The sequence below is a fragment of the Empedobacter sp. UBA7611 genome, assembly GCF_002484365.1.
Taxonomy (GTDB): Bacteria; Bacteroidota; Bacteroidia; order Flavobacteriales; family Weeksellaceae; genus Empedobacter; species Empedobacter falsenii_B.
Window position 1 is genome coordinate 26,039 of the sequence record NZ_DLJR01000057.1, and the last position, 15,929, is coordinate 41,967.

General features: G+C 30.9%; 14 protein-coding genes. 11 read left to right on the forward strand and 3 right to left on the reverse strand.

The features are described 5' to 3' along the window. Window positions 1-106 precede the first annotated feature (106 nt). Window positions 107-547 carry a ribose 5-phosphate isomerase B gene (gene rpiB / locus B3R94_RS09830; protein ID WP_038336192.1) on the reverse strand — a complete coding sequence of 147 codons (441 nt, stop codon included), beginning with the start codon at window positions 545-547 and terminating at the stop codon, window positions 107-109. A 542-nt stretch (window positions 548-1,089) separates the two neighbouring features. Here rpiB and B3R94_RS09835 point away from each other — a divergent pair. The 3 genes from B3R94_RS09835 (at window position 1,090) to B3R94_RS09845 (ending at window position 5,751) form a co-directional block, all read left to right on the forward strand. After that, window positions 1,090-2,280 (forward strand): phosphoglycerate kinase, encoded by a 1,191-nt coding sequence (locus tag B3R94_RS09835; protein WP_291100481.1) that lies wholly within the window; start codon window positions 1,090-1,092, stop codon window positions 2,278-2,280. A gap of 562 nt (window positions 2,281-2,842) precedes the next feature. Then, entirely contained in the window at window positions 2,843-3,994 is a 1,152-nt protein-coding gene (locus tag B3R94_RS09840; protein ID WP_291100483.1) for an ATP-binding cassette domain-containing protein, read from the forward strand. Between the two features lie 11 nt (window positions 3,995-4,005). Further along, window positions 4,006-5,751 (forward strand): hypothetical protein, encoded by a 1,746-nt coding sequence (locus B3R94_RS09845; protein WP_291100486.1) that lies wholly within the window; start codon window positions 4,006-4,008, stop codon window positions 5,749-5,751. A gap of 222 nt (window positions 5,752-5,973) precedes the next feature. Here the strand turns inward: B3R94_RS09845 and B3R94_RS09850 are convergent, their stop codons facing one another. Next, complete coding sequence (locus tag B3R94_RS09850; protein WP_125350800.1) at window positions 5,974-6,414, reverse strand: hypothetical protein; 441 nt, start codon at window positions 6,412-6,414, stop codon at window positions 5,974-5,976. Between the two features lie 224 nt (window positions 6,415-6,638). After that, window positions 6,639-7,229 carry a hypothetical protein gene (locus B3R94_RS09855; protein ID WP_291100490.1) on the reverse strand — a complete coding sequence of 197 codons (591 nt, stop codon included), beginning with the start codon at window positions 7,227-7,229 and terminating at the stop codon, window positions 6,639-6,641. Between the two features lie 258 nt (window positions 7,230-7,487). Between B3R94_RS09855 and B3R94_RS09860 the strand changes: the two genes are divergently transcribed. The 8 genes from B3R94_RS09860 (at window position 7,488) to B3R94_RS09895 (ending at window position 15,847) form a co-directional block, all read left to right on the forward strand. Further along, entirely contained in the window at window positions 7,488-8,489 is a 1,002-nt protein-coding gene (locus B3R94_RS09860; RefSeq protein ID WP_038336178.1) for an AAA family ATPase, read from the forward strand. A 25-nt stretch (window positions 8,490-8,514) separates the two neighbouring features. After that, the gene (locus tag B3R94_RS09865) at window positions 8,515-9,387 is read left to right on the forward strand and encodes a DUF58 domain-containing protein (RefSeq protein WP_125350567.1); all 873 of its coding nucleotides are present in this window, start codon (window positions 8,515-8,517) and stop codon (window positions 9,385-9,387) included. Beyond that, entirely contained in the window at window positions 9,387-10,352 is a 966-nt protein-coding gene (locus B3R94_RS09870; protein WP_114998627.1) for a BatD family protein, read from the forward strand. The genes B3R94_RS09865 and B3R94_RS09870 overlap by 1 nt, the downstream gene beginning before the upstream one ends. 2 nt (window positions 10,353-10,354) lie before the next feature. Continuing rightward, a complete protein-coding gene (locus tag B3R94_RS09875) occupies window positions 10,355-11,371 on the forward strand; it encodes a vWA domain-containing protein (protein ID WP_114998629.1) in 1,017 nt (338 codons plus the stop codon). Continuing rightward, the gene (locus tag B3R94_RS09880; RefSeq protein WP_125350569.1) at window positions 11,371-12,381 is read left to right on the forward strand and encodes a vWA domain-containing protein; all 1,011 of its coding nucleotides are present in this window, start codon (window positions 11,371-11,373) and stop codon (window positions 12,379-12,381) included. The genes B3R94_RS09875 and B3R94_RS09880 overlap by 1 nt, the downstream gene beginning before the upstream one ends. Before the next feature lie 17 nt (window positions 12,382-12,398). Then, on the forward strand, window positions 12,399-13,262 hold the full coding sequence (locus tag B3R94_RS09885; RefSeq protein ID WP_291100495.1) for a tetratricopeptide repeat protein: 864 nt from the start codon (window positions 12,399-12,401) through the stop codon (window positions 13,260-13,262). After that, window positions 13,262-15,055, forward strand: a complete 1,794-nt coding sequence (locus B3R94_RS09890) for a BatD family protein (protein ID WP_291100499.1) — start codon at window positions 13,262-13,264, stop codon at window positions 15,053-15,055. Before B3R94_RS09885 ends, B3R94_RS09890 begins: the two co-directional genes overlap by 1 nt. A gap of 162 nt (window positions 15,056-15,217) precedes the next feature. After that, a complete protein-coding gene (locus B3R94_RS09895; RefSeq protein ID WP_052217862.1) occupies window positions 15,218-15,847 on the forward strand; it encodes a hypothetical protein in 630 nt (209 codons plus the stop codon). Window positions 15,848-15,929 lie beyond the last annotated feature (82 nt).

Here is a 15,929-nt window from a genome sequence, read left to right on the forward strand (position 1 = left end):
CTTAACTATTTAAACTTTATAATAGTTTTAAATTTAATTTTTAAAATAAAAATCGGTAAACTCTAACGAATTGACCGATTTTATATCTTATAATAGATGTATAAAATTATCCGTTGTATGAACAAGCAATTTTATCTACGCGTCCTTGGTGACGACCACCTTCAAATTCTGTTGCTAAAAATGTATTCACAATTTCTTCTGCATATTCATACGCAATAAAGCGTGCAGGTAAAGTTAACACATTTGCATTATTGTGTTGACGAGCTAACTTGGCAATATCCATCATCCAACATAATGCAGCACGAATTCCTTGGTGTTTATTTGCAGTCATTGTAACGCCTTGCGCACTACCACAAATCAAAATTCCGAAATCTGCTTTTCCATCTTCCACAGCTTGTGCCGTTGGGTGTGCAAAATCAGGGTAATCAACACTCGCTGTTGAGAACGTACCAAAATCCTCAACCTCAAATCCTTGACTTGTTAAAAAGGGTACTAATTTCTCCTTATAATCGAACCCAGCATGGTCCGCTCCGATTGCAATTTTCATTTAATTAACAGGTGTTTTTGTTGTTTTTGTTTAAATAATTGTAAATCAAATGTTAAGTAAAAGTAACAACTTGTTAAAAGATGATTGAATAAAACTAATAACTTTTCGAGAGAAAAATTTGGAAATCTGATTCAAAAAATCAATTAGAAATAAATCAATACAAGTCAAGCAAAAGTTTTCATTTTGGCATAAAAGATTTACACACCGTTATGAATAGTTTTCACAAAACTTCTTTTTAACAAAAGTTGTTTATCAACCAAAATGATAAATTGTTGATAGAATATCTAACTCTTTCATTACAAAACAAAATTACAAATAATAGCTTGTTAATTGCTATTAAATAAAATTTATCTCACTTTAGTTATCCACATATTAACAGTGCTAATAATAGTAACATTTTTTTCTTTTTTTAAAATTTAAAAATTAATTAAACTATATATATTATTATGAATTGTTAATAGTTGAAAATTGTATTGAATGATTTTAAGTCTCAAAATGAAAGTTTGATTACTTTTGTGTAGTTCAAAATTTCAAATCAAAATATGAAAACAATCAACGACTACAATTTCGAAAACAAGAAAGCATTGATTCGTGTTGACTTCAATGTTCCGCAAGACGAAAATTTAAATGTGACAGATGATACACGTATTAGAGCTGCAAAACCAACGATTGACAAAATATTGAAAGATGGTGGCGCTGTTGTATTAATGAGTCATTTGGGACGTCCTAAAGGCGAATTCAATGATAAATATTCATTAAAACATATTGCATCAAAAGTTTCAGAAATTCTTGGTGTTGATGTGATCGTTGCGAATGATGTTATTGGCGATGATGCGAAACAAAAAGTTAGTAATCTAAAATCAGGCCAAGTTTTATTATTGGAGAATGTTCGTTTCCATAATGAGGAAGAAGCTGGAGATAAAGATTTTGCTAAAGCATTGGCTCAATTTGGAGATATTTATGTGAATGACGCTTTCGGAACAGCACACCGCGCACATGCTTCGACTGCAATTATTGCCGAATTTTTTCCAGAAAATAAATGTTTTGGTTTGTTAATGGAACAAGAATTAACAGCTATTAACAAAGTGTTATCAGACGGAGAAAAACCTGTAACAGCGGTACTTGGAGGTGCTAAAGTATCTTCTAAAATTACGATTATCAACAATATTTTACCAGTTATTGATAACTTGATTATTGGTGGTGGAATGACGTATACATTTGTGAAAGCAAATGGCGGAAAAATCGGAAATTCGTTGGTAGAAGATGATAAATTAGATTTAGCGAAAGAAATTTTGGCTGAATGTGAAAAACATAATGTAAAAGTTTATTTACCAGTTGACAATGTAATCGCTGATAATTTTAGTAATGATGCAAATACACAAACAGTTCCTTCAGATGAAATTCCTGATGGATGGATGGGAATGGATGTTGGTGTAGAATCTTCAAAAGTTTTTGCAGATGTAATTAACAATTCGAAAACAATTCTTTGGAATGGTCCTTTAGGTGTTTTTGAAATGCCAAATTTTGCAAAAGGAACTATTGCTTTAGGTGATGCAATTGCTGAAGCTACGGCAAACGGCGCTTTTTCACTTGTTGGTGGAGGAGATTCTGTTGCTTTCGTAAAACAATTTGGTTACGATGACAAAGTAAGCTACGTTTCTACAGGAGGTGGCGCAATGTTAGAATCGTTGGAAGGTAAAGAATTACCAGGAGTTGCCGCAATTTTAAAATAAGAAAGGGAAAAAAATACTTAAAATAGTAGAAAAATTAAGTCGAGCATTTGCTCGACTTTTTTTGTCTTAATTGTTGAGTTGAATTTATTTCAACTTCTCATCTTAATGATTAGGTTCTTCACTTTACTGTGGTTTCGTTTAGAATGACATTTTTTTTAGCATTAAATTTTCTGCCATTCCGACGTTAGGAGGAATCTCAATGATTCTAAAATTGTTAATAGTAATCACTTGTTATTTAATAAATTAACTGCTTTTCAACTGAGTTATAAAAAGAATGTTTACAGCTTGATTAATTACTCATATTGTTAATAGTAAACTATTCAAAATAAATTAATTAAGAAGTTATGAATAGACTTTATTAAAACTTGTGAATAATGATGAATTTAGAACTAAATTGATTTAATAAAGTTAAAATTGTTAATTATAAAACATTTATAAATAATGAATTAAAAAGTAATTAAGATAGTTTATTAAAAATTGTTGAAACTGAAATCTCCCTACAATTAGCCATTTTATTTATAGAAAAGGATTGTTATATTCGTAATGATTTAATAATCAATCTATGAATGAATTTAACCAACGACTAAACGAAGTAGAAAATCATTTGCAGCACAATGATCTCGATTTGGGTTATCGTCGATTAATTGATTGTGTGTTGGATTTGGGTGAGAAATCTTTTTACAAAGAGATTATCTCCTATTCGAATCTTTATTACAACGAGAATTCTACGAACGAAAATAAAACAACGCAAGCTTTACAATTGGTGGAAAAGTTGAAACAAGCTCCTCCTCCGCCCTTTCAAAAAGAAGAAACATTGATATCAACCAACAATGTTGAAAAAGTTTATCATCGTCGAAATTTTAAACTTCATCCCATTACTTTTGATTTGAAATCACGAGAAGTTGTTGGATTAGTTGGAGAAAATGGAAATGGAAAAACGACTTTATTACGTTTAATTTGTGGTGAATTGAAACCAACTTCTGGCGAAATAATTTATCATTTTTCTAAAGCAAAAACATTTAGTTTCGAGCTGAAAACAAAATTAGTTTATGTGCCGCAACGAATAGAAGTTTTATATGGTTCGTTGATGGAAAATCTGCAATTTACCTTGACATGTTATGATATTTACAACGAAGAAAATTGGTTATTAGCGAATGTTATGTTGGCGCGTTTGGGGCTTTGGCCTTACAAGGATTTGCAATGGCGACAATTGTCGTCTGGTTATAAAATGCGATTCGAGTTGGCGCGAACGTTATTGCGTCGTCCAAAAGTCTTGTTATTAGACGAACCTTTGGCGAATTTGGATATTTTGGCGCAACAAATTATTCTCGAAGATTTGAAATTTTTATCGCAATCTATTCGCAATCCTTTTGGTGTTATTTTGAGTTCTCAACAATTGTACGAAGTTGAAAAAGTATCGACAGAAGTTCTCTTTTTAGAGCAAGGAAAGCTTAAAATAGAAGGAGATACAAATGATTTGGAAGGTGATTTTACGATTGTTGAAATTGATGTGGAAAACACAAAAGAAGAGTTATTAACAGCTTTATCTAACATCGAAATTAAACAGATAAAATTCAATGGAGGATCATATATCGCATATTTTGATGATGAAATTTCGATGAATATGATTTTGTCCGAAATCGGAAAATCATTATTGAAAGTAAAATACATTCGAGATATTTCGAAATCAAGTCGTCGCTTTTTTGTCAATTAAAACCACCAACTATGTTCAAAAAAATAAATCAAACTTTAATTACCAAATATCCATTGATTTGGAATCTGAAATTTATTTGGATTTTGTTGACGGTTTTAGTTTTCAACTTGATTGCATTTATCAATGGTTTTTTGTTTTTTACTAAAAAATCTCAACTGCAAGAAACTGGACTTTATGAAGTGTTTTTCAACTCAGGAATTGCAATTTATTATCTATTAATTGGTGTCATTATCGGCGTTATTTGGTTGTATTTCTATATAAAAAATAATCGTTTCAAATCAAATTACCCTACCTCAAGAAATTATTTGTTCAAAGAATTTTTAGCCGTTTTCGTCATTATATTTTTGATGTTTTATGTACCAAATTCGTTCAAAACTGGTCTTAAATTACGTGTTTCAAATTATATGAGCGAAGAACAATATTTGAAAGATATCGATATTATAAATAGAACGCAAGGTTTTACGTTGCAACCAAATTTTGGATACGATAATTATTCGAGAAATTTGTCTGTTCCAGCTTTTGATTCGTTGGTTTTGGAAAAAGAAACAAGAGAATTATATGAAAAAAATAAGAGAGAATATTTAAGAAAAAATCCAACATACTCATATGATGCTTTTTTGGATCCGTATTTCAGAAATCCTGAATTTGAAACCTTATTAAGAGATTATTTTCCGGAGCGATTTAGTTATTCTAAAATTAATTTTAATCAAACGTATCAACCTCTAAAAAAGAATAATTCATCTACAGATTCATTTCAAGAAGAAATGGACTATCCTACTACAGCAGCTGTAGATTCAACTTATGCTGTTGTCGATTCTGCTGCAGTATCATTAAATTCTGCTGGAAAACCAGATGTTTATTACAACTTAGCAAGTTTGTATAATTATAGTTTTTTGGTTTTTAACAATCCGAAAGATTCTACTTTAAATCATCAATTTTATGATGAACAATGGATTGCTTTGTTGCAAAAAAATGATCGAAAAGTAATTGAAAATTTATTGAATAATTATACCGATTTATTAAAAAAGCAAGAAATTGGTTATCAGTTCAAACATAAAAATTGGATTGATTATTTGCCTCAATATCCATATTATTTCATTGATCATAAATTGAATTATATTGATCCTTATCAAACTGTAGATAAAAAACTGAATGATTATATCAACCAATCAAGTTTAAACAAAGTGTATGAAAATATTGAGTTTTCGAAATATAGTTCCACTTGGTTAGAACATATTCAGTATTATTTACTAATCGCTTTAGTTATTACCGTTCTTATCATTACATTCAGATTTAGTTCGTTCAAAGTTTGGTTAATTTCATTAATTGGCGCAGGAATTTTGGCAATTTTAGGAAGCGTTTTCGGAATTTCTATCGATGCGAGTATTGGTTATACACAATTCACACCTTATATTATTTTATTTGTTTTTTACATTGCATTTATAGTGATTACACTAATTGGCTTACGTTCCAAAAAATATAAAGTTTTGACAGGTGTTAATCTTAATTGGTTTGTTGCGACCAATATTTTTATTGGAATTGTGATGCTTAGTTTTTACACAGATTTGCGTGAAGAAATGTTATATGAAGCAAATAAACATATGAATATTTATGAGTTTAGACAAACAAATAAAGAATTATTGATGTTACAAGAATTTGCAAAAATTTTTCTTTACATCAATCCAATTTTATATTTAATAAGTTTTTATTTCATCATTAATCTTTATAAAAAATGGCAAGCAATGCCAGAAGAATAAAAAAAGAAAAGCGAGCCGATTTAGCTCGCTTTTCACTTGATAATTGAATGAAAATGAATTTTAAAAACTACTTTAAAAAAACTTACTTATGAAATAAAATAACACATTGTGCTATTCAATAATAATTTTAAAACTCATACAAATTTTAAAATATTCTTTCAAAATTTAAATTAATAGAGGTTAACCATCAAAATTTATAGGTTAACCCTATTTTTTATGATTTTATGCACATTTAGACGAAGGTCTATTTCCTTTTGCATCACGTTTTTTGTGCATACTAAATTTATCAGATTTCATACGTTTTTCACGATCTTGTTTGTATTGATTGAACTGATTTTTGTCTAAAATTTTCTCTAATTTAATATCAAAATCGTTTGTACCTTTTTCTGGTCGAGAACCTCTTTCTCCTTTTTGAGTAGAATTTTTGTCTCTGTTCGCAAATTCTTTTTTCATGTCAGAATCTCTACTTTCTAACAACGATTTTACTTTTTTCTTTTGAGTAGAACTCAAATTATATTGATCAAATTTTTTTAATTGTTGATCTACAGTTGGGCGTTCTCTTTGCTCTTTTCTATTTCCAGATCGTTCACCTTGTTGTGGTCTTTGTTGAGCAGAAACTGCCATAACCATCATTATACTTGCTAATAAAAATGCTTTTTTCATAATCTATGTTTTTGTTTACAACTAAATGTTAGAATTATATTCTTTTCATTTTTCTTGAAACAAAGTTGCAACACAAAAAAAAGACGTCAAAAATATTGAGGTAAACGAGTGTTAAGTATCGGTGAAATCAAGGATTTATTAAATTTTTTAACAAAGTTGTCAAATTTATTGAATAAAAAAATCCATTCTTTATCGAATGGATTTTGATGTATTTTTTTGAAAAATTATTTCAATTCTTTTCCTAATAATTTTCCAGTTGATTCGTAAGCAGAAGCAATTCGACCGTATTCCATAACAAAATCATTTTTACCCGAAGTTCCTTTTACTTTATCCGATTTTATAGAAAGTAAAATGTTAGAAGGATTTGCAGTTTCAACAAAATTTAAAGTTGTGCTTAGTTTTGCTGGTTCAATAGCTATACCAGCATGATAACCAGGATAAATCCATTCAGAATTGATAATCAAAGTATATTTTGCAGCTGGATTTTTTACAAAATTTAATTTTTTAGATTTAGTAGTTCCTTTTATAAATTTATCCAAAAAAGTAACATTTCTATTTTCATTCCAATCTGCAAGCCATTGTTTCCAATAATTTTCTCCTCTTTTCGGATTATTTAAAACATCTTTTTCACGTTTCTCTAAATATTCAGTTTCAGTTTTATTTTCATCATAAAATTTAACATCATCAAATAATAGTTGAACATTAATTTCTTTTTGATCTTTTAAAAAATCAGTGTTTCCAGATACAACCTGAATCTTTTGAGCAAAAGTTAAAATGCTTGTCATAAAGCAAATCATCAGTAAATAATTCTTCATACAGTATTGTTTTTCAGTAAAAATATAAATATTCTTTAAATAGTTATTGTATAATGATTTAAAGAAATATTATTTAGAAACGTTTATTGTTTATAAATAGTTTGTAAGTCTTGGAAAAATTTTCCTGAAAATAATAATCAAATCGTTTGGTACACTACTTTTGTCTTAACAAAGTTTAACAATATTGTATGAAAGTTTTAATTTCTAAATCAATTGTATTTGTTAATTTTAGAGGAAATTTGAATCAATAATATAAACATTAATTTCAACGAAATTTTGGATATACAACAACTAAACCAACAAATAGAAGCAAAAAGCGAAAGCATTGCAAGGTTGACATCGGAAATCAATAAAGCGATTATTGGACAAGAAAAAATGATTGAAAGTCTATTAATCGGATTACTTGGAAATGGACACGTTTTATTAGAAGGTGTTCCTGGATTAGCAAAAACATTGGCGATTAAAACATTATCTGATGCTGTTGATGGATCTTTTTCTCGTATACAATTTACACCAGATTTGTTACCTGCCGATGTTGTGGGAACACTTATTTACAATGTAAAAGAAAACGATTTTAGAATCAAAAAAGGACCAATATTCGCCAATTTTGTTTTAGCTGATGAGATTAACCGTTCGCCTGCAAAAGTACAATCTGCCTTGTTAGAAGCAATGCAAGAGCGTCAAGTAACAATTGGTGATGAAACGTATCCGTTACAAAAACCTTTCTTGGTTTTGGCAACTCAAAATCCAGTGGAACAAGAAGGAACTTATCCTTTGCCAGAAGCGCAAGTTGACCGTTTTATGTTGAAAACTGTAATTACTTATCCGGAATTTGAAGCAGAACGTTTGATCTTGAGAAATTCGATTAATCAATCATTTCCAAAAATTGAGAAAGTAATCTCTATACAAGAATTGTTGGATGCGCGCGAAATGGTGAAACAAGTTTACATGGACGAAAAAATTGAAAAATATATTTTGGATATTATTTTCGCGACTCGTTTTCCCGAAAAAGTTGGATTAGAAAAATTGGTTCCAATGATTTCGTTTGGTTCTTCGCCTCGTGGATCGATCAATTTGGCACAAGCTTCTAAAGTGTATGCATTTTTACGCAAACGCGCTTATGTTATTCCAGATGATGTGCGTGCAATGGCAAAAGATGTGTTGCGTCACCGTATCGGAATTAGCTACGAAGCAGAAGCAGAAAATGTTACGCCAGAAGAAATTATCGACAATATTCTTAATGTTGTTCCAGTTCCTTAAACCATTATTCAAAATCATTTAAACTTTGGATGCAAAAGAAATCATCAAACGTGTAAAACGTATTGAGCTAAAAAGCAAGCGCAAAGCGAGCAACCTTTTTATGGGTGAATATCACAGTTCATTCAAAGGAAGAGGTATGATTTTTAGTGAAATTCGTCCTTATCAATACGGTGATGACGTTCGTAATATCGACTGGAATAAAACGGCTCGATACAGCGAACCTTATGTAAAAGTTTTTGAAGAAGAACGAGAATTAACCATGTTTTTATTGGTTGATGTTTCGAATTCTGAAAACTTTGGAACACGAAAACAAATTAAAATGGAAACAATTGCTGAATTGAGCGCTACATTGGCTTTTTCGGCAATTACTTATAATGATAAAGTTGGTTTGATATTATATTCGGATCAAGTGGAGAAATTTATTCCACCCAAAAAAGGAAAACAACATGTGTTGCGTTTGGTGAGAGAAATTGTTTCGTATGAGCCAAAAAGTAAGAAAACTGATTTAGCAGAGACTTTGGAAACATTTATGAATTTGGTTCGCCGAAAATCAAATGTTTTTATTCTTTCAGATTTTATTGATTCGTCTGATTATGAAAAAGCGTTGCGAATCGTAGCAAAAAAACATGATGTGACTGGAATTAGAGTTTATGATGAAAAAGAACAATCTTTTCCAGATGTAGGTTTGGTTCATGTGCAAGATAACGAAACAGGCGAAATCCGCTTGATAGATACTTCATCGAAGAAATTGCGTCAACAATATGCGCAATATTATCGTGATTTAGATCAACGTTATCAATCTATTTTCAAGAAAAATCATTCAGGCGCAATCAGTATTCGTACCGACGAAGATTATGTTCGCCCATTGTTAAACTACTTTAAAAGTCATAAAGCCTAATGAAGAATTTATTGCTTTTAGTAAGTTTTTTTATCCTTCAATTTTCATTTGCGCAAGAAATTACGCCAAAATTGGATCGCACGACAATCAAAATTGGCGAGCCAATCCAATATGAATTGAAAATTGATTACAAAGAAGGAGATAAAGTTGTTTTTCCTACGATTTCAGATTCAATTAATCATCACATCGAAGTTTTAGGTCAAAAAATTGACACTGTAAAAACGGATGGAAAATCTGAAATTGTTCAACATTTAGAATTGACTGGATATGATGCAGGTAAATTTAATATTCCATCATTTATCATTCAGAAAAATGGAAAAGATTTAACAACAAAACAACTCGAAATTGATATTCAAGATATTGCAATTGATACAACGAAAAATGCAATTTTCCCGATAAAACCTGTGATGGAAGAAGAATATTCTATTGGAGATTATTGGAATAAATATTGGTTGTACGGCATTATTGCGTTGATTTTATTTATCATCGGAATTGTTTTGGTTGTATTATATGTTCGCGCAAAATCGAAATTATCTGGCAAAGATTCGTACAAAACGCCTTATGACGAAGCGAAAGCAAGTTTAAAAGCGTTGGATGCCAAGAAATATTTGAAACGAGGCGAACAAAAAGAATATTACACGCAATTATCATTTATTGTAAGACGATATTTAGGACGTATTTATAACTTTTCTGCATTAGAAATTTTGTCGGATGATTTAGTAAAATATGTTGCGACAAAACCAGATGTTTTACCAGAAGATGTACAGAAATTTAAACAATTTTTGTTCGATGCTGATTTGGTAAAATTCGCCAAACAAGAATTTGATGAACCAACAAATATTTCGCATCGAAATTGGGTAGATGAATTTGTAGATCGTGTAAAACCATTAGAAATTCCGGAGAACGAAGATTTGAAAAAAGATCAAGTGACGGGAGAAAAATATAAACAGTTTAATAACAATTAGGAATGCTAAATTTTGAGTTTCAAAATCCTTGGATCTTACTCTTATTGCTTGCTTTGCCTTTCTTTATTTTCAGAGAAATTCGCAAAACGAGCCAGAAAAAAGCATCCTTAAAATTACCTTCGCTCAAAGCATTTGGAGGTGCAAAAAGTTCGTTAGCGACGTACAAACCACTTTTATTTTTGATGCGAATTATCGCAATGGCTTTGTGCATTGTTGCCTTGGCTCGTCCACGTTATGTAGATGTTACAACAAAAGTAAAATCGGACGAAGGAGTTGATATTTTATTGACTGTAGATACTTCGTTGAGTATGTTAGCACGCGATTTGAAACCAGATCGTTTAACAGCGTTAAAAGAAGTTGCAAAAGACTTTTCAATTGGAAGAAAAACGGACAGAGTTGGTTTGGTCGAATATTCTGGAGAAGCTTTGACACGTGTTCCATTAACAACAGATCGTGATGTTTTGACGCAAGAAATCGAAATGTTACATTCAGGTAGTTTAGCTGATGGAACAGCAATTGGAGTTGGTTTAGCAACAGCTGTTAATCATCTCAAAAATAGTAAGGCAAAATCTAAAGTAGTTATTTTGATTACAGATGGTGTTGAAAGTGTAAATCCTTCTGGAGATTTAATGTATGTTTCGCCAAGACAAGCTGCTGATATTGCAGCTGAAAAGGGAATTAAAGTATATACAATCGGTATTGGGACAAACGGAATGGCACCTATGCCTTATGGTTACGATATGTTAGGTGATTATGTTTTTGATATGCGTCCTGTACAAATTGATGAAAAATTGTTAGAACAAATTGCTGATAAAACGGGAGGTTTATATTTCCGAGCAACGAATAATGAAAGTTTGAAAAATATTTATAACGAAATTGATAAACTTGAAAAAACAGAAATTAACGAAGTCAAATATTATAATTATACCGAATTGTTTGCACGATTCTTATTACCTGCATTCATCCTTTTGGTATTAGAAGCCATTTTACGAAGAACCGTTTTTAAAGAATTAATCTAATGCAGTGGGGAGAATTACATAATATTTGGTTGATGATTTTATTGTTTGTCGTTATTTTTCTATCGATAACAGTATTTCAATGGCGCGAACGTGTAAAGAAAACATTTGCAGATAAAGAATTATTTCCATTTGTTTTTCCAATCACATCTTCAAAGCGTTATGGCTTCAAAATCATTGCATTTTGTGTGGCTTTATTTTTAATGGTGATTGCATTGATGGATCCACTTTATGGTGAACGAGATGTGCAAGTAAAGCGCGAAGGAATTGATATGGTTTTCTTGTTAGATTTATCAAGTTCGATGAATGCGCAAGATGTTGCTCCTTCTCGATTAGAAAAAGCAACAAAATTAATCACAGAAACATTACATCAATTAGGTGGAGATCGAGCTTCTTTGGTTGCGTTTGCGGCGAATGCTTATACCATTTCTCCATTGACAAATGATTATGCTGCAATCGAAAGTTATTTGCAAAATGTTAATACTGAGTTAATTTCGAGTCAAGGAACAAATTACTTAAATGCGATTCAGGAAGCTGCAAAAACATTCAAAGGATCGGCGAATACAAGTAAATTAATTGTACTAATTTCGGATGGAGAAGACAACGAAAATACAGTTAATCAAGCTTCTAAAATAGCAAAAGATAACGGAATTCATATTGTATCAGTTGGTGTTGGAACAGATAAAGGAGCTCCAATTCCGATGTATTACAATGGCTACGCCGAAGACTATAAAAAGGACGAAACAGGTTCTATAGTTATTACAAAATTAGAAGATAAAAATCTTCGCAAATTGGCACAAGATACAAACGGAACTTACATTCATTTGGATAATACGCAAGATGCATTATCCGCATTATCAATGTATAAAGCCCGATTAGATAAAAACGAAATTGCTAACTCTACAACAAGAGATATGAATCATATTTATCAGTGGTTTTTAGCGGTTGCGGTTTGTTTACTTTTTGTGGAATTATTAACATCTGAATATAAGATTTTTAACAAAAAGAAATAGTAAGTTTGTATGGTAAAATGATGTACTTTTTAAAACAAATAGGATTTTTAGGAATAATGCTTTTATCCGTTTTTGGTTATAGTCAATCGAAAGCGAAAAGCTACATTATTGAAGGAAACGAGTATTATCAAAAAGGAAAATTTGATAATGCAGAAGTTGCCTACAAGAAAGCTACCATGGAAGATCCAACTTCTGTCAAAGCAAATTACAATTTAGGAAATGCTTTATTTCAACAAAAACGTTACAAAGAAAGTATAGCGCATTACAAACGTTCTGCTGAAGTATCTAAAACGAATAATGATAAACATTTGGCTTATCACAATTTAGGAAATGCTTTTATGCAGGAAAAAGATTATCAAAATGCTGTTGATAATTACAAACAAGCCTTACGAAATGATCCAAAAGATGATGCAACACGTTACAACTATGCATTAGCAAAAAAAATGTTAGAAAAAGAACGTGAGAAACAAAAAGATCAAAATAATAAGGATAATAAAGATCAAAACAAACAAGATCAAAGTAATCAGCAAAAACAACAACAGCAGCAAAATAAACAGAATCAACAAAACCAAAATAACCAAAAGCAAAATCAGAATCAGAATCAATCTCAACAACAACAATCTGATCAGCAGAAACAGCAAAATCAAGGAGGAAACCCGAAAGCTGGTGGTGAAAATGGAAACAATAAAGGACAAGGAAATAATCAATCTCCAGAAATCAAACAAGGAAATAATGGAGACGGAAAAGAACAAGATAATGCAAAGAATAATTTGGGAGACGGTTTGCTAAAAGCATTGCAAAATCAGGAAGCCAAAACCCAACGAAAAATTATTCAACAAAAAGCAGAAAAACAACGAACAACAACATCTAAGGATTGGTAATGACAACGACAAGCGTTTTAAATAGCTTTTTAGTGTTTGCCTTAACGTCTATCACAGCGTTAGCACAACAAATTTCTTTTAAATCTGATGCAGATAAAACACAGGTCAGTTTAGGAGAAGCATTTAGCGTGGGCTTTTTTATCGAATCTAATACAGATAGTTATTCGATTGATCAACCAATGAAATATCCTCCACATAATGGATTACAAATTGTAGGTGAACAACGCTCGCAAAATGTTTCTTATGTGAATGGAAAAGGAGTGATAGAAGAAGGAATTATCCTTGCTTTTGTTGCTGAAAAAGAAGGTAAATATCGAATTGGAGCTGCTAAAATTGTGATTAATGGAAAAACCTATACATCGAAACCTGTCGATGTTGTAGTGAAAGGAACGGGGTTGACGCACAACAATTTTAGAAGTAATACTTCGCAGCCTGTTTTTCTACAAAGTAAAGTTTCGAAAACGAATCCTTATGTGAACGAACAAGTTGGTTTATCAGTAAAATTATACGTAAAAGATTTATCTTATCTTAATCGTAAACAAAACTTTCGTCAAGGAAATTTAGACGGATTAAGCCCGAAAATTGTAAAAAGCTCTCCCGAAAATATCAAGCAAGAAATTGTTGGAGGAAAACAATATTTCTCCGAAGAAATTGCACGTTATTATGTTTTTCCTCAAAAACCAGGAAAGATAGAAATCGATCCGTTTTCGGTAGATGTGGTGTTGCAAACAACGTATGGAGCGGAGCCTGTAGAAGTGCGTAGTAATCCAGTTGTGATTAATGCAAAAGCACTTCCAGAAGAAGGAAAGCCAAAGAATTTTAGCGGTGCAGTTGGTCAATTTAAAATGAACGCTTCGGTTGATAAAAAAGAAGTTGCAACCAATGAAAGTGTAAATTTTGATGTTGAAATTATTGGAACAGGAAACTTTAATACGATTAATTTACCTGAAATTACGACGCCAAAAAATTTAGAAAAATTCGCACCGAAAAAACGCGATGCATATAAAACCTATGATACAGGAATGAAAGGAAAAGTTGCTGAGCAAACAGTTCTTGTCCCAAATTTTGGAGGAGAATATACGATTTCGCCTGTAGAATTTAGTTATTTCGATCCTGTTAAAGAGAAATATGTAACCTTGAAATCAGATTCGATTAATTTGTCTGTTTCAGGTTCTAAAACTTCTTCTGCAACGGCTGTGGCTTCTAATTCACCAGATTCGACAATTTCTGATAAAATAGAAGAAATGACGAACGATGTGAAAGAAGGAAAAAGCGGTTGGTTGTGGTTAACTGGTGGTGTAATTGCATTGAGTGCTGGAAGTTTATTTTTGATGAGAAAGAAAAATAACCCGACACAAAAACAAAAAATTGAACCAAAAATAAAACCTCTTAACGAGCAAAATAATTTTGAATCATACCAACCAAAAACAGAAACCCAAAAGTTTACTTTGGTTGAAAAACCAACGATAAATTCGAGTCAAATTTCTGCTGAATTAGATGAATTGAAGCAAAAAATAAACGTTGAAGACCAAAAAGATTTTTATCAATTACAAGAAAATATTTTGTGTAATGCTGCGCTATTAAAAACGAATACAGATTTAGCTCATTTTTCTGACGAGGTGATTGCAAATAAATTGATCGAAAATGGTGTTAGTGAATTAGCCGTAGAACAATGGAAATTGTTGCTGAACAACGCACGACAAGCTAAATATGCCTTTGGTGGTTTGCATCAAAATTTAGAAGAAGTTTTCGAAGCTACGCAAAATATTTCCGAAGAATTATTACGAAAATAAATTTCAAGTTTTTTAGATAGTAAAAGGGACAATCTCAGTTTTGAGTTGTCCCTTTTATTTTTGTCCTTACAACTCATCCTCAAAAATTGACAATTCGGTAACATATAATTTCAAACAAGAAGTGTTTGTAAGAACTTTGACTCAACAAATAAAAAAACATAAATGATAAAAACAGTTTTCTTAACAATCGCAATTTTATTCACTGTATCAACTTTTGCACAAAAGAATTTTGAATCAGATATGAATAAAACTTTAACGGAATGGAACAAAGGAAATCATTCTTCTGAAGCTAATTTTAAGCAATTAATAAATGATTATCCAAATGAATGGTTGCCTAAATATTACTTGACTTTTTCTGAAGTTTTGAAAACGTTCGAATCAAAAGATATTACTAAAAATGAAGAAATTCTTTTGAATGTAAAAACTCAAATCGATGATTTAGTCAGAAATAATCCATTAAATGTAGAAATTCTCAATTTAAAAGCCTTGTATTTAACAGCAGAAATTGTGCAGAATCCAATGCAAAATGGAGCAATTTATTATCCAGAAGTAGTACAAATCTATCAAAAATCGTTGATGTTAAACCCTACTAATCCGCGTTCTGTTTTAGGTTTGGCTGAGTTCAATATCAATGCTGCAAAATATAGCGGAATGGATATTACACAAGATTGTAAAAATGTAAAAAAATCTTTAGCTTTATTCGATACTGAAAAGCCAAAGAATAATGAACCGATATGGGGAAAAGATCGTGCCGAAGCCTTGTTGAATAACGAATGTAAAAACGTACTATAATGATAGCTTTAGTTGCACAATTTATTCACGAAATTATTTTTTGGTTAATTAATTTGATTGCTTGATATGGAACCATATAATA

Bases quoted from the DNA above. Each gene is read 5' to 3' on its own strand.
- rpiB (WP_038336192.1), bottom strand. From the start codon at position 547: ATGAAAATTGCAATCGGAGCGGACCATGCTGGGTTCGATTATAAGGAG.
- B3R94_RS09835 (WP_291100481.1), top strand. From the start codon at position 1,090: ATGAAAACAATCAACGACTACAATTTCGAAAACAAGAAAGCATTGATT.
- B3R94_RS09840 (WP_291100483.1), top strand. From the start codon at position 2,843: ATGAATGAATTTAACCAACGACTAAACGAAGTAGAAAATCATTTGCAG.
- B3R94_RS09845 (WP_291100486.1), top strand. From the start codon at position 4,006: ATGTTCAAAAAAATAAATCAAACTTTAATTACCAAATATCCATTGATT.
- B3R94_RS09850 (WP_125350800.1), bottom strand. From the start codon at position 6,414: ATGAAAAAAGCATTTTTATTAGCAAGTATAATGATGGTTATGGCAGTT.
- B3R94_RS09855 (WP_291100490.1), bottom strand. From the start codon at position 7,229: ATGAAGAATTATTTACTGATGATTTGCTTTATGACAAGCATTTTAACT.
- B3R94_RS09870 (WP_114998627.1), top strand. From the start codon at position 9,387: ATGAAGAATTTATTGCTTTTAGTAAGTTTTTTTATCCTTCAATTTTCA.
- B3R94_RS09875 (WP_114998629.1), top strand. From the start codon at position 10,355: ATGCTAAATTTTGAGTTTCAAAATCCTTGGATCTTACTCTTATTGCTT.
- B3R94_RS09880 (WP_125350569.1), top strand. From the start codon at position 11,371: ATGCAGTGGGGAGAATTACATAATATTTGGTTGATGATTTTATTGTTT.
- B3R94_RS09885 (WP_291100495.1), top strand. From the start codon at position 12,399: ATGATGTACTTTTTAAAACAAATAGGATTTTTAGGAATAATGCTTTTA.
- B3R94_RS09890 (WP_291100499.1), top strand. From the start codon at position 13,262: ATGACAACGACAAGCGTTTTAAATAGCTTTTTAGTGTTTGCCTTAACG.
- B3R94_RS09895 (WP_052217862.1), top strand. From the start codon at position 15,218: ATGATAAAAACAGTTTTCTTAACAATCGCAATTTTATTCACTGTATCA.